We start from the raw sequence: 13,981 nt of genomic DNA on the forward strand, positions 1-13,981 counted from the left end.
ATTGGGATTTATCTAGCGACTACAGACCTACATCATGTGTCTAAATCTTGAAACAGCTCTCGGAACATCCTATTAGGATTTTCTAAAAACAATTTTGTCACTTGATAATGGTCGGTTTCTTCAAACGTTGTTGGTGTAATAGCAGTTTCATCAAAGTTGAAAATAGTAGCTCCAGGATAACCTAGTAAGATTGGCGAATGCGTGGCAATCACGAATTGAGCAGTAGGCTCTAACTCCTTCATGATTCGCAGCAAGCTCAATTGACGAATCGGCGATAAGGCAGCCTCAGGTTCATCCAAAAAATAGATAGCTTTTTTATTGAATGCGTGTTGGAATAGCCGCATAAATGACTCCCCATGCGAGGCTTCATGAAGAGATTTATCTCCATATCTACTATATTTCCTCGGATCTTCAATAGAATCAATAAAAGTAGCAAATTGATAGAAGGACTCTGCACGCAAAAAGAAACCTTCGTATATTTTCTTTGTCCACGATAGGCGGATAAAAGGAGCAAGTGGCACTTCATTCGCATGTATCGAAAAGGAGTGTTGCCTACCACCTCCTGCAGAGTTGAAGCCAGCTACGTTCGCAATAGCTTCTAATAATGTAGATTTACCAGCACCATTCTCTCCCACAAAGAAAGTAATAGGCGTGTTCAGTTCCAGCTCCTCCAGTGTTCGCACAGCAGGAATGGAAAATGGATACTTTTCTACGGAGGGCACTTCATCTCGTTTATATATAATTTTTTTCAAATACATGCGTTAACCTCCAGTCATCATTCCTTATTTATGGCATAGACTAATTCGGTAGGTCAAACAATAAAAGCCGCCCACTTGGACGGCCCTCTATTTAATACAACTCATTTAATACTTCTTCTAAAGTCTCGTTCCCGTACACATCATAAACTGTCATGTTATCTGGACCCGTTTGTTCTGGATCTGCTCCATACTCAAGTAGCATTTCTGCCACTTCGCGGTCTCCATAGAATACGGATGTGACTAAAGCAGTGGAATAATCGTCTGAAGTATTAGGGTCTGCACCTTGCTCTAACAAATATTCTACAGCAGCTGGTTCTTGCCCGTACACGGCATACATCAAAGCGTCTGAACCTTCTTCGTCAGTGTCTGTTAGTGTATCACCACTTGCAATAGCTAATTCCATCGCTTCGATATCTCCATTTTGTGCAGCCAACATCAGTGGAGTTTGACCTGCCGATTCGACAATTGGTTCATCATAGCCACTACCTTCACTAAACGGGGTATCCAAAGCACTGGCGAATAAGCTACCTAATAATACCCCACTCGTCGTCAACAACACTATAGAACCAATATAGATCGCGCCAACAACAGCTGTAATAATCGCCATCCCACCAATGATTTTTCCTGTGTTCGGGAAATATGGGCGCTCTCCTGTTTGTGCAAATTGCGAAATTGCTTGCACTCGCTTTGGAATGCGAGGGTGTGTAGAAAGTACTTCCGCCAACCAAACGATTGCATTTGATTCCGTTTCAATCTGCTGGACGTAAGCATCCTCATTTACTTCTTTGTACATTCCTTTCCCCATGCCAAGCAACGTCAAGGCACGTTTAGCAGCAGCTGGATTTTGAATCATATACGCTGCATGGCGATCACATGTGTACTCACATGAACGACTATACGCTTGAGAGAGGAATGGGATGAAACCTGCAGGAAGAATTAAGAGATTCTTCCACACATGACGACGTTTGACGTGTGCCAACTCATGCGCAATGATGAAATCTAATTCATCTTGTCCTTGTTCACGCGCAAGTTCAAAAACTTCCGAGTATAAGACAACCATATCGCGCCCTAAGAAACGAGTAGCAAATGCATTTAATGCACCTTCAGATTGAACCACGAAAATATCTGGTGTTTTCGCTAGCCCCATATCGCGTGCTAATTGTTGGGTACGAGCATAGATTTCTGGGAATTGGTTTTGATGAATCCGGACTCCGTTACCTCGAATAGAACCGAGCATCATTAATTGTATGTATACTATGAATGCTGCAACAAGAAGTGCAATAGCGATTCCTACCACTGATACGATTGCTACGATGTAGATCAAAATACTAAAAAGCAAACTAATGATAAAATATAGAGTTTCTCGACTGGATTGAATTTTACTGGATTGCATGTTTCTTCCTCCTTTTACTTTATCAGAATAGCATGTAGTCCTATGAAAATCATCACTTATTTTCGACATTTTCTAACAATTAATTTTCTCAAAATTCACCATTATCAATTAATCAATATTTTTTGATGAAATAGTTGACATACGGTTTTAGTGGTCGTATGATGAACATATCAAGAAAATTTGATTGATTACTAGAAGGTGAATTCGATGCAAGAAACGACATATTACACACTTTCTTCCGATACATTAGCTACTTTTGAAAAAAAGTTTAAAGCCATTAGTGATCAGAAGCGTTTGCAGATTTTAAACATCCTATCGAATAAAGGCGCTATGTGTGTAGGAGATCTTGCACCTCTCGTCGATATGACACAATCAAAACTGTCATACCATCTTAAAATTCTTTTAGACGCCGACTTACTTTTAAAAGAAACAAGTGGCACATGGAGTTTTTACGAATTGAACCAGCACGAATTAAATCAACTGCTCTCCGATGAGCTATGCTGTATGTTCAAACCGGAAAATTGATTTCCGGCTGTGCTTTTAATCAAATTGTCTTGTTTAATTAATAATTCAAACAATTTAGGAGGAATTACTCATGATGAATGTTTACACAATGCACCAGTCCGTGAAAGCACACCAAGATTCCGTTCAATTTTTAGCACAGCAGCGTTTGACAAACCAAACAGCAGCTCATTCTAAAAAACCATCTTGGACACAGTGGTTTTCAATCAAATCTAAACGAACGGCTTAATTTTAAAGTTTTTATCAAATTGTCTTGTTTAATTAAAAATTCACACAATTATGGAGGAATAGAAAATGATGAACTATTATACATTTGGAGAATCAGTAAAAGAACAACAATCAGAGACAGCTTTCCATGCAGAACAGCGTCTTGAAAACACAACAGCTTCATTTACAAGCAAAGTGAAAGGCTTGTCTAAATGGAACATCTTCAAGTCTACTCAAAAGTCTGCTTAATCCATGCGTATTGAACGATCAAGAGAGTTCGCTTCAAAGCAATCGTTTGGGCAGTGGTTAAAAGAAACTTTACGTAAATTGTTCTCACAATGAAGAACCTCCCTACATCATTTAAGATGCAGGGAGGTTTTTTTCGGTGGGTGTGGTTCGGGTCTTTCACGTGGCGTCATATTAATGATGAAATAACCCCCGATCAAAATGAAGATTACTACAGAATTCAGCAATGTATGAACAGGATTATCATGTTCAACGATGATTACTCGTGTCATCGCAGTAATACCAATATAGATAAAGTAGCGTAAAGGGAAATGATAGTCCTCTTTAAAATATTTCACTATCATTGCAATGAACTCAAAATATAAAAAGAACAATAAAATATCTGCTAAAAACAATTTATAGTTGTAGGATTCCATCGTCCATAGGAGTTGGATGAATTCAATCAGTGACCGCATGAGCAAAAAGCATAAAGTGATCGCCAAACCGATCAACGCACTATTTAAGAAAAGCTGTAACACTTTCGGTACCATTACTGCCAAAGGTTTTCCTTCTCTTTTCATCTCACTTCCTCCTCTACTCACCTCAACTGTACGCTTACTTCATGAAGCCATTATAAACGCCATGTAAACTTTCCTTACAATCAAAGGATTAGTCTAGTTATACGTGGATTTCATGCGCTCGTCAACACTTTTTTTGGTAAGCGTTTCCATTTTATGGGTTTGACATTACAATTTTACAGAGACCTGCTATACTGCCAAGACAAGAAGGAGGAGTTGCATGTTTACATTTGGTTTTGCCGATTTTCTCTCTCTGTTGATTTCAGCTTTCATTATTCTACCAATCGTTGTATTCATTCGTGAATTTGCCTATGTACTTGTTGGATTTTTCTTTGGCTTAAAAAATCCACGGATCACCATTGGAAGTGGCCCACGCTTACTAAAATTCGGAATGTTTGATATTCGAAAGTATTATCATCTCTATAGCTGGTTTTCATACGATGACCTAGCCCATAAAAATAGATGGATTTATATTGTTATCTATAGCGCGCCTATCCTTATGAATAGCTTTGTCGCCATTGGACTGAATCTTTTACTCGTGAATGGTGTCCTTGAAGTATGGCCTTCGTTTTGGGATCGGTATATTTTCTATAGTTTTTACTATGTGTTGTTCGATATCGTCCCTATGCGGATGGTAAATGGAAAACCGAATAATGGCTTACTCATTTATGAAATGGTCCGGTACGGGAAGAGAACAGATTATTGCCCTGACCCATTTTTACCAACAACATCGGATGCAGAAAAAGATTTATTACAACCGCAAGAAAAACGCTAAAAATCTAACAGACAAACTGATAGGGCTACCGTATACTTTAACAAAAGGCAGTTTTTGGGGAGTTGAGAAAATGGGAAAATCTATCATTAGAGGTAATTCTGAAATTGCACTTCTCACTCAAATGCTTGATCATGTGACGGACTTGGTATTTCTTATGGAATATAAACAAGATGAGTTTATCTACCGGTTCATCAATAAAAAAGCTAGAGCCGTTTTGGACCTTAATGACACAACCCTTGGACATTCCATCTTAACTATTCATACGCCACAAAAAGCGTTGCCGCTGCATGAAGCCTATATGCGTGTCGTCTCAGCTGGGGCATCCATCTCTTTTCGACAACAAGTGGATACGACATTAGGGAAGTTCACTGGAGAAAGTATTTTATCACCACTATTCAATGCCCAAAATGAAATTACACATATACTGGGTATTGTTCAGGATGTATCCGCACTGTATCAACAAGAAAAGTTGTTTGAAAAAGAAATGAATCATGTGCTTGAACAAAAGAATCGGGAACTTGAAACACTATGGAATACTGCAATTAATCCCATTTTCCAACTCAATCTCGACGGAACTATGCTACGAGTGAATCCTGCTTATTGTCAGTTGTTTGAATATGAAGAACATGAACTCGCTCATACGATGCGGAAGATTATTCCCGACTTTCTTGAGGACGAAATGAATGCCTTGCAGGAGCGTTTAGATCGTTTTGAATCTATTGAATCCTATGAAACCCAACGTATAACGAAATCCGGAAAAATAGTGGATATTCTTGCTTCCTATACTCCGGTTTTTAATGAGTCGGGCCAACCAATTGCTATTCATGTTGTATATAACAACATTACAAGTCTAAAAAACATACAACGTGAATTAGACCAGAGCAAAGAAAAATATAAAGTTATCACTGAACATGCATTTGATGTGATTAAAGTTTTCAACCGAAATGGTCGTGTCGATTATTTTTCACCCTCTGTTCGTGAGCTTCTTGGCTATGAGCCGACAGAATGTTTGGGCCAACGGTTTACCACATTTGTTCATCCCGATGATCAACTTTCTGTCCAGCACCATATTCAGCAGTTGATACAAACTAGGAAGCATTTCACGATGGAGATGCGCTTAAGACACAAAAAAGGGCATTTTATTTGGATGGAAGTCGTTGCAAGCCCAGTCATAGAGCGCGGTCGCGTGATGAACATTATTACTATTTCACGCGACATTTCAGAGCGCCATGACCTTCAAGAAACATTAAAGCAGATGGCTTATTATGATCACCTATCGGGTTTACCGAATCGTCGCGCCTTTGATGACGCGCTCCAAGAGATGCTTACTGAACGAGAATTGTCAGAAGGATTGGCTGTCATTTTAGTAGATGGCAATCAGTTCAAAATGATCAATGATACACTCGGACACGATGCAGGCGACGCGGTCATTACCGAACTAGCAAAACGTCTCTCTGCTAATGTTCGTCCAGAAGATTTGGTTGCACGTCTTGGTGGAGACGAGTTTGGAGTTGTGTTAACCAAACAAGACTCTAGAGGAAAAATCGAAGAGATAGTAGCACGCATTGCGAACGCCTTTGCACTAGAGTTTATATATCAACAGCACGCAATTTCAATTGAGATTGCCATTGGTATTGCACGATTTCCATCAGATGCTCTCGATAAAAAAGCTTTGTTTATTGCAGCAGACAACGCATTATATGAATCGAAAAAGCACAAGATTACGGCATATACGTTTTATGAAGATTTAGAAAAGCGATGACTTTAGACGAGTCATCGCTTTTTGTTAGTCAAATAAAGTTGGCAATTGATTAATAAGTGTGTAGCCTCCCATATATGCCATCAGGAGAACAACTAACACACCTGCAATTGTTAATCCAATTGGATGTTTATAGTTACCTACGATAGATGGCTTATAGGCTGCTACTAATATAATGCCGAGCGCTAGTGGTAGGATCAATCCGTTTAATGAACCCGCTAAGATGAGCATCTTAACAGGACGGCCAATCGACACAAAAATTATCGTAGAAAGAACAATGAATCCTACAATCCACCATTTGTGTGTTTTCTCAATCCATGGATGGAAAGAACGAATGAATGAAACCGAAGTATAAGCCGCTCCAATCACTGATGTAATCGCCGCCGCCCACATAACAACACCAAATAGTCGATAGCCAATCTCCCCGGCTGCAAGTTTAAATACAGATGCCGGTGGATTCGTCGCATCGATTGCGAGCCCCTGTGAAACAACACCTAATGCAGCTAGGAACAAGAATATACGCATGATAGACGCGATACCAATTGCCGAGATAGAACCTTTCGTTACTTGCGGTAAATCTTTTTGGCCACGCATACCAGCATCTAATAGTCTATGTGCTCCAGCAAATGTAATGTATCCACCAACCGTACCTCCAACTAATGTGACGATTGCAAGAAAATCAATTTGTGTTGGTGCAAATGTACGCAACACAGCTTCTCCAACTGGTGGATTCGATTGAAATACAACATAGAGTACTAAACCAATCATCACAAAACCAAGCACTTGCGTGAATTTATCCATCAGAAGGCCTGCTTCTTTTACTAAGAAGATGGCGATTGCAATCGCTGCGCTAATCATGGCTCCTGTAATTGGAGAAATACCCGAAAGGACATTCAAACCTAACCCGGCCCCTCCGATATTTCCAATATTAAAAGCTATTCCTCCTAGTACAATCAATCCTGCAAGAATATACCCAAGTCCAGGAAGCAATGCATTCGCAACATCTTGCGCTCGCTTTTCCGATACAATTAAAATACGCCAAATATTCGTCTGCGCTCCAATATCTAATAAAATTGAAATCAAAATGACAAAACCAAAGCTTGCGGCCAGTTGCTGTGTAAATACCGTGGTCTGTGTGAGAAAACCAGGTCCAATAGCGGATGTTGCCATCAGGAATGCGGCACCCAACAGGACACTTCTAGTTTTTTTCTGTTCTTGCTGTGCTAAAGTTACCCCTTTATCCTTCATACTCTCATCTCCCACTTAAAAATGTCGAACAGCTATGGATAGTTGTTCGAACCGATTATAAATCGCTTTAGCGAACTCTATTGCATGCTCTCCGTCTCCATGAATACAAATGCTATCTGCTTGAATTGGGATTCGCTCACCTAGACGAGTTTCTACTACACCGTCCACCACCATGCGCTCCACGTGTTCAACTGCTTCCTGTGTATCCGTGATCAAGGCATCCGCATGCGAGCGTGAAGTCAAGCTTCCGTCAATTTCATACCGGCGATCTGCAAACACCTCTTGCGCATAGTTCATACCCTGTGCTTTGGCAGCTTTTATCCATGCACTCCCCGCTAGCCCTACAATTACAAGCTGGTGATTGCAACTTTTCACTGCACGCACAATAGCACTCGCTAAGGCCTCGTCTCTTACTGCCATATTGTAAAGGGCACCGTGGGCTTTTACATGATGTAAAGCAGTGCCGCAACTCTTTGCGACAGCTTGCATAGCCCCTAATTGATAAACCGTATAGTCAAATGCTTCTTCTGGAGTGATTGCCAGTTCACGTCGACCAAACCCTTGCAAATCCGGAAGCCCTGGATGCGCTCCAATACTTACCTCGTTTTTAAGAGCCAGTTCTACGGTCTTACGCATCACATGGGCGTCTCCTGCATGAAATCCACAGGCAATATTTGCTGAAGAAATATACGGCATAATGGCTGCATCATTCCCTATTTCGTAAGATCCAAAAGCTTCTCCCATATCACAATTCAAATCAATAGAGCGCATGTATAACATCCTCCTTCGCACCTAACTTGCGTGAAATTTCAACGCCTGCTTGTTGTAAGGCTTTTGCTAGTGTAGCTATATGATTTTCATCGGTAAAACGTATTTGTGGTCCCACAAAGCTCATTCCGCCCACGACATTCCCTGTATAATCAATGAGTGGTATAGCAACAGCAGAAGAATGACTTTCCAGTTCAGAATGACTCAGTGCCCATCCACTTTTTTTCGTTTCTACCACTTTCTCGAATAACACTTCCTTGGAAATGGGTGTTTGTTCGGCATATTGCACGAATGTGAATGCATCTGCTAGTTTTTGTTGCTCTTGTTCTGGTAAATAACTAAACAGCACTCTTGGACACGCGCCTGCATAGAGAGGAGCTCGTCTACCTATTTGTGTATACACGCGAATTCGTTCAGTCGTATCCGCTTTTTCAATATATACTGCTTCCATACCGTCACGTACAATCAGATTGACCGCTTCTCCAAACTCATCACGTAGTTGTTGCATATAGGGATACGCAATTCGTCGAAGATCGATTCGCTCAGCTACAAGAGAACCAAACTTTAAGAAAAGTAGACCTAAACGATATTTATGATCTTCGCTTTTTTCTAAAAAGCCCATCTCGACAAGTGTTTCTGCCATCCTGTGAGCAGACGTTTTCGGTAATCCAGTATAGGTCATAATATCTGCTAAAGAAGCTGCCTCTTTGTCATAAAACACATGTAAAATCTCCATTGATTTGACGACTGTCTTATTCAGCATCTTGTTTCCTCCTCAGTGCAATACTTGCGTCCACTTCTTTCATCCATTGATGAACTGCTTTAGAGAGCATACGTGCCTGTTCTATATCTACCCATTCAAACTGAATCGTCTCTCCTGGCTTTTTCTGTGCAAGTATACACAAGTCTGCTTCTATCACTTGACCAATACGTGGATACCCTCCAGTTGTTTGCCTGTCTGCCATTAGAATAATCGGTTGACCGTCCGATGGTAATTGAATGGTGCCAAACGTAACAGGCTCTGAAATCATCTCTAGAGAGTTTTCTTTTTTAATCCCTTCTCCTTGAAGTCGATAACCCATGCGGTCTGACTGGGGAGATACTTTATAAGGAAAATTCGTAAACTGCTTTAACTGTTCAGATGTAAACTGATTACTTTCAGGTCCTTTTATGACACGCACATGTCCTCTTTTCCACCAACGATCAGACGACACATGCCAGTCCTCTGAATTATGTTGTGCAAGAGACTGTTCAGAGTAAGCAATTTCATCCCCCTTGCAAAGTGCTCGGCCTTTGAAGCCACCTATGCCTGCACGTAGAAATGTACTTTTACTCTTTAAAACAGATGGAATATCCCACCCACCAGTAACAGCAAGATACGTACGACAACCCGATTTCATTTTTGAGAAATGTAGTTCACTACCACTTGGAATGAAAACAGGACGTCCTGTATGAATAGGCTCACCATTTATTAAAGGTGTCATATCTGCTCCAGCAATTGCGATTGTAGTAGAACGATGAAACTTAAATTTCGCTCCTGAAAACGTAATTTCAAAAGTCGCTTCTTGTGGTTCATTTCCGACCAGCAGATTGGCCAGTATATGGGATTGACGATCCATGACCCCCGTCACACTCACTCCGTACCGCTGATATCCTCGTCTACCACAATCTTGAACGGTAGTAAAAGGACCTGGTTGGATCACTTCAAGCATCTTCATCCCTCCCCACTGCAACAAATTGTATCAAGTCCCCCGGTTGAAGTAGACTTGGAGGATTTTCATTTGGTAAAAATAATTGCACTGCTGTCCGACCAATAATTTGCCATCCACCAGGAGTTGCAATGGAGTAGACCCCCGTTTGAGACCCTGCGATCCCCACGCTACCAGCTACTATTTTTCCACTAGGTGTTTGCTTCCTTGGTGCATGAATCACCTCAGGAAGTCCTGCTAAGTAGGGAAATCCAGGAGCGAATCCAATCATTTCAACTGGATATAATACGGATGTATGTTTAGCAATGACTTGCTCTTCACTTAACCCCGTGTGTTTAGCAACAAACGCTAAGTCTGGCCCCTCTTGTCCCCCATACACTACGGGAATTTTAATGATTCTAGGTTCCAGGTCTTCTTTATAGGTTTCACTTTGCGCAAGAGTTCTCCACTCGGTCTCGAGCTTCGATAATTCTTCACTTGTTAAATGGGGACTTACATAAATTCCAATAGTCGTTGTAGTGGAAACGGTTTCACAAATTACATTTTGAAAACGACTAGTGATTAACTTTTCAATCGCTCGGATTTGGGCACTCGTTGTTTCTGCTTGATTGAAACGAAGGATCCATAATTCTTCGGATAGCCAAAATGACTTCATTGCTTCACCATCCCATTATTCGGAACATAAATTCCATTTTTCGAAACTTTTTCTTATCTTACAAGATAACTTCTATTCTTGCAATATTTCGTTCCATTATTCTGAAAATAATACGAGCAAATTAATTGGGCATGAGACATGAAGTACTTATACTGAAGAGAGAGGAGGAGTTTTTATGTCACTGACTCAAGTAGGCTTCACAGATCAACCATTTGACCATCTCTATCTTCTACCGATAGGCGCTGAACTACCCTCATCTATATCTAAATCATTTTTAAATCAATTAAATGCAACCATCAAAGAGTTACTCCATGCATTCCCCATGGAAGATCAACATCGAATCGCAAAGCTGACTCAACTTCCCGTCGGAGTCTTTCCACTAGCAGTCGTTGGGGAAACGAGCGCTTACCCGTATTTGATTCAACCAGACTATTTTTTGTGGAAGAAACAGAAACAAGGACTACAGCTCACTACACAAACACATCATTTTGATACAAAAAACTTATATAAATTATCGGAAACACAACTAAAAAGCTACCTAGAGTTACAACTCACGCGTTATGCGTTTACAGGTAAACTTATTTCTTTATCCCGAAAACAATGGAAAGCCAAAGCACAAGCAGCATACAGTCAAAACCCTTTTATTGAGCTTGCTCGTGAAAAGCGTGATGTGATTGAAGCTGTCGAGGTTCTAAACCGCTCGATGCTGTTAGGTGTTTTAAACCCACCGGAAGATGTGGCATTTTGGCGCCATCGGGTGGAAATCGTGTTACGACCTTACCGTGCACTACCAGAGAAAGCACGATACGCAGCATGTAAACATCCGATTAAACTTGAAATCTCAAAGTCCGCCACTAGCTTTACTGTGACTTGTGAAGAGTGTAACCTACAGTATGGCTACTACCCACTTTCAGATCAAGTTGTGCTCCCTGAAGAACCATCTATAGAACAAGCTAAAAAGCGTATCGCTACAATCGAGCGACAATTCAATGATTTAGCAGAGGGTACTCCTAAAGTAATAAGAGCTTTACAAAAACTTCAACAAGTTCAGTTATGGACGAAGAATGTCGCTACCCAAGATATCCTTGGTCCTGGGAATCAACTTGTAGCATCGATACGTGAGGCAGTTTTTCCACATGACCTCATCGAGCCAACTTTGCTTTCTTTACAACACGTTAAATTAGCAACGATTGATAGCTTACGCTTTGTTCAACCTTACCTTGCTTTTACAAAAGAAGAGTTCCTAAATGTTCTGCAAGATGAACTCGAGCAAGCAAACCATACCACTACTGAGATTTCAAAATCTGAAGTCGTTTATTTCTCTACGAAGGGATATGAGCTGATGGAAGAAGAAGTCGATGTCATTGAGGATTACTTAGCACGCGATGAAAATATGACATTCCATTTATTGATCCAAGTATTAAAAGGTGAAGCGACTAGCAAAGTTCGTAGTTTAAACCTACACACTTCACCGATTTTTGGGCTCCTGCGACCGTGGCCTAAAAAATTGATTCCCCAGGCTATCAAGAGCTTTTGGTAACAACAAAAGACCTGTCCCATTTTTCGGAACAGGTCTTTATTGATTACTCTGCGTGTGCGTTCAAGAATTCTTTCACTTTGTCTGCATCCGCTTCAAATGTTAGACCAGTGTCTACTAAAGGTGAAACTGTAGATACAGCTGGTTTTTTGTTCCCTTGGTAGTACGTGATGAAATCTTGTTGATTGATTGAGTACAGAACCGCTTTACGTAGATCTGCTGATTCTGACACTTCACGACCTGACATGTTGAACTGTAAGTAGCTCACGCCGTTGCTGTCAGCTTGTTTCAATGTCAAGTTATCATCTGAAGACACTACGTCATACTTCGTATCTGGAACTGTTTGAAGAACGTGAATTTCTCCGTTACGAAGTGCCGATAATGCACTGTCGTTATCATCGATGAAACGAACATTTACTGAATCAATTAGTGGAGCATAGTCAGAATCTGCACGATATGCTGGATTTTTTACAAATTGTGCTTCGTAGTCATTTTTTTGAACTAAGATATAAGGACCGCTCGCAAACAATTGGTTGTCATATGAACCGCCTTCTGTGATTGTAGACTGGTCTCCGTATGCGATATCACTGTTCGGATCAAAGCTTGCCACATCAAATGTGTTGATTGCAGATACTTGTTGCTCAGATACGATACCACCTGATTGGTGTGCAAGGTAGTTTAATACTTGTGGGAAAGGTTGAGTCGTTGTTACTTTTACAACTTGATAGTTTCCAGCAGCGTTGTCAACTTCGTCTTCAGAAGCAACTAGTGCTGTGATATCAGTCGGTAACTCTTGAGATAATGCTTCTAAAATACTGTCGCCATCCGGAGTAGATGCTCCTTCAAGTTCCGCAAGGTCTGTTACAACTTCTACAGTCTCCATGTTTTCATGCAAGCTGTATGTGCGGTGATCCGGAACAGATTCAGGATCTTTTGCACGGTTAAGGGAGAATACAACGTCCTCAGCAGACACTAAATCACCTGTGTCGACCGCTTGCCCGTCTTCTACTGAAGCAAAGTTAATATCGTCACGTAGGATGAAGTAGTAGTTTGAATTATCATCTGTCATAGCATAGTTATACGACAAGGAATCTTCTGAAACCACTTCGTCTTCATCTGTTAAGTTCACTAAACGAACGTACATATTTGTGTTCAATGTATTGATAGAACCGTCATTTGCTTTAATTGGATCAAGTGATGTCAATGAACCGATTGCTTGGTGCAAAACCAATGTCTCAGATGCATTGAGTGATTCGTCGTTGAACGAAATCTTTTCCCATGCCTGTGCACGTGATTTGGATAAACGCACTGTATCAGGATTTACTGCCGCAGAGTAGATCCCTTGTGCTTTATTTGAAATGTAAAGAGGTGCAATATACGCTTGGTCAAATACAAGTAATTCTTCAACTGCTTTATATGCCTCTACTGCTTCGTCGCCTGTTACAGCACTTGCAGCATCAATCAATTCATCTAGTTGCTCATCCGCAATGACACTAGATGCACCGTCTGACTTAAATAACCCACGTACTGCATAATCTGGGTTCCCTGTTACTGTCGTCCAAGATGAGATGGCCACATCATAATTCCCGGCATCTTTTTGAGAAGAGAATGAACCGTAGTCTGGCTGAATGTTCAATGTCACTTCAAAACCATTTTTTAATAGTTGGTCACGAACGATATTCATATCTTGCTCATTCGATGCCATCCCTAGCACTTCAATTACCGGTTTTTCAGCTGAAGCCGTTTCCGACACTCCACCTGACTCACTTCCCGATTTTGTTTCTACACAGCCTGCTAATACGAGCGTTGCTGCTGCAGCAACCGCAAAAAATTTCTTCATGTTGTTA

The 13,981-nt window shown here is 40.8% G+C and carries 15 protein-coding genes; 6 read left to right on the top strand and 9 right to left on the bottom strand.

Going from position 1 to position 13,981, the window contains the following annotated elements; all coding sequences use genetic code 11:
- Positions 1-32: 32 nt before the first annotated feature.
- Together AB5N96_RS03685 and AB5N96_RS03690 are read right to left on the bottom strand one after the other, a co-directional pair.
- A complete protein-coding gene (locus AB5N96_RS03685) occupies positions 33-758 on the bottom strand; it encodes an AAA family ATPase (protein WP_499704653.1) in 726 nt (241 codons plus the stop codon).
- Positions 759-849: 91 nt separating this feature from the next.
- The gene (locus AB5N96_RS03690; protein WP_499704654.1) at positions 850-2,151 is read right to left on the bottom strand and encodes a M48 family metallopeptidase; all 1,302 of its coding nucleotides are present in this window, start codon (positions 2,149-2,151) and stop codon (positions 850-852) included.
- A 207-nt stretch (positions 2,152-2,358) separates the two neighbouring features.
- On the opposite strand from AB5N96_RS03690, the gene AB5N96_RS03695 reads away from it, so the two are divergent.
- From AB5N96_RS03695 to AB5N96_RS03705, 3 genes are all read left to right on the top strand, one after another.
- Positions 2,359-2,676 (top strand): ArsR/SmtB family transcription factor, encoded by a 318-nt coding sequence (locus tag AB5N96_RS03695; RefSeq protein WP_204591358.1) that lies wholly within the window; start codon positions 2,359-2,361, stop codon positions 2,674-2,676.
- A gap of 70 nt (positions 2,677-2,746) precedes the next feature.
- The gene (locus tag AB5N96_RS03700) at positions 2,747-2,902 is read left to right on the top strand and encodes a hypothetical protein (protein WP_204591356.1); all 156 of its coding nucleotides are present in this window, start codon (positions 2,747-2,749) and stop codon (positions 2,900-2,902) included.
- A 65-nt stretch (positions 2,903-2,967) separates the two neighbouring features.
- The gene (locus AB5N96_RS03705) at positions 2,968-3,129 is read left to right on the top strand and encodes a hypothetical protein (RefSeq protein WP_204591354.1); all 162 of its coding nucleotides are present in this window, start codon (positions 2,968-2,970) and stop codon (positions 3,127-3,129) included.
- Between the two features lie 107 nt (positions 3,130-3,236).
- Here AB5N96_RS03705 and AB5N96_RS03710 read toward each other — a convergent pair whose 3' ends face one another.
- Positions 3,237-3,686, bottom strand: a complete 450-nt coding sequence (locus AB5N96_RS03710; protein WP_204591352.1) for a phosphate-starvation-inducible protein PsiE — start codon at positions 3,684-3,686, stop codon at positions 3,237-3,239.
- Between the two features lie 217 nt (positions 3,687-3,903).
- Between AB5N96_RS03710 and AB5N96_RS03715 the strand changes: the two genes are divergently transcribed.
- Together AB5N96_RS03715 and AB5N96_RS03720 are read left to right on the top strand one after the other, a co-directional pair.
- A complete protein-coding gene (locus AB5N96_RS03715) occupies positions 3,904-4,458 on the top strand; it encodes a hypothetical protein (protein WP_499704655.1) in 555 nt (184 codons plus the stop codon).
- A gap of 70 nt (positions 4,459-4,528) precedes the next feature.
- The gene (locus tag AB5N96_RS03720; RefSeq protein WP_499704656.1) at positions 4,529-6,220 is read left to right on the top strand and encodes a PAS domain S-box protein; all 1,692 of its coding nucleotides are present in this window, start codon (positions 4,529-4,531) and stop codon (positions 6,218-6,220) included.
- Between the two features lie 24 nt (positions 6,221-6,244).
- Here AB5N96_RS03720 and AB5N96_RS03725 read toward each other — a convergent pair whose 3' ends face one another.
- The 5 genes from AB5N96_RS03725 to pxpB are packed head-to-tail and all read right to left on the bottom strand — an operon-like array spanning position 6,245 to position 10,597.
- Entirely contained in the window at positions 6,245-7,465 is a 1,221-nt protein-coding gene (locus tag AB5N96_RS03725; RefSeq protein ID WP_499704657.1) for an NRAMP family divalent metal transporter, read from the bottom strand.
- A 15-nt stretch (positions 7,466-7,480) separates the two neighbouring features.
- Complete coding sequence (locus AB5N96_RS03730; RefSeq protein ID WP_499704658.1) at positions 7,481-8,236, bottom strand: LamB/YcsF family protein; 756 nt, start codon at positions 8,234-8,236, stop codon at positions 7,481-7,483.
- Positions 8,223-8,996, bottom strand: coding sequence for an IclR family transcriptional regulator (locus AB5N96_RS03735; protein ID WP_499704659.1), 774 nt, complete (start codon positions 8,994-8,996; stop codon positions 8,223-8,225). Before AB5N96_RS03735 ends, AB5N96_RS03730 begins: the two co-directional genes overlap by 14 nt.
- The gene (locus AB5N96_RS03740) at positions 8,986-9,945 is read right to left on the bottom strand and encodes a 5-oxoprolinase subunit C family protein (RefSeq protein ID WP_499704660.1); all 960 of its coding nucleotides are present in this window, start codon (positions 9,943-9,945) and stop codon (positions 8,986-8,988) included. Before AB5N96_RS03740 ends, AB5N96_RS03735 begins: the two co-directional genes overlap by 11 nt.
- Positions 9,938-10,597, bottom strand: a complete 660-nt coding sequence (gene pxpB / locus AB5N96_RS03745; RefSeq protein WP_499704661.1) for a 5-oxoprolinase subunit PxpB — start codon at positions 10,595-10,597, stop codon at positions 9,938-9,940. Before pxpB ends, AB5N96_RS03740 begins: the two co-directional genes overlap by 8 nt.
- A gap of 175 nt (positions 10,598-10,772) precedes the next feature.
- Here pxpB and AB5N96_RS03750 point away from each other — a divergent pair, with 175 nt between their 5' ends.
- A complete protein-coding gene (locus AB5N96_RS03750) occupies positions 10,773-12,137 on the top strand; it encodes an RQC-minor-2 family DNA-binding protein (RefSeq protein ID WP_499704662.1) in 1,365 nt (454 codons plus the stop codon).
- Between the two features lie 43 nt (positions 12,138-12,180).
- On the opposite strand, the gene AB5N96_RS03755 is transcribed toward AB5N96_RS03750, so the two are convergent.
- Positions 12,181-13,974, bottom strand: a complete 1,794-nt coding sequence (locus tag AB5N96_RS03755; protein ID WP_499704663.1) for an ABC transporter substrate-binding protein — start codon at positions 13,972-13,974, stop codon at positions 12,181-12,183.
- Positions 13,975-13,981 lie beyond the last annotated feature (7 nt).

The organism is Chryseomicrobium imtechense, assembly GCF_041475995.1.
Taxonomy (GTDB): Bacteria; Bacillota; Bacilli; order Bacillales_A; family Planococcaceae; genus Chryseomicrobium; species Chryseomicrobium aureum.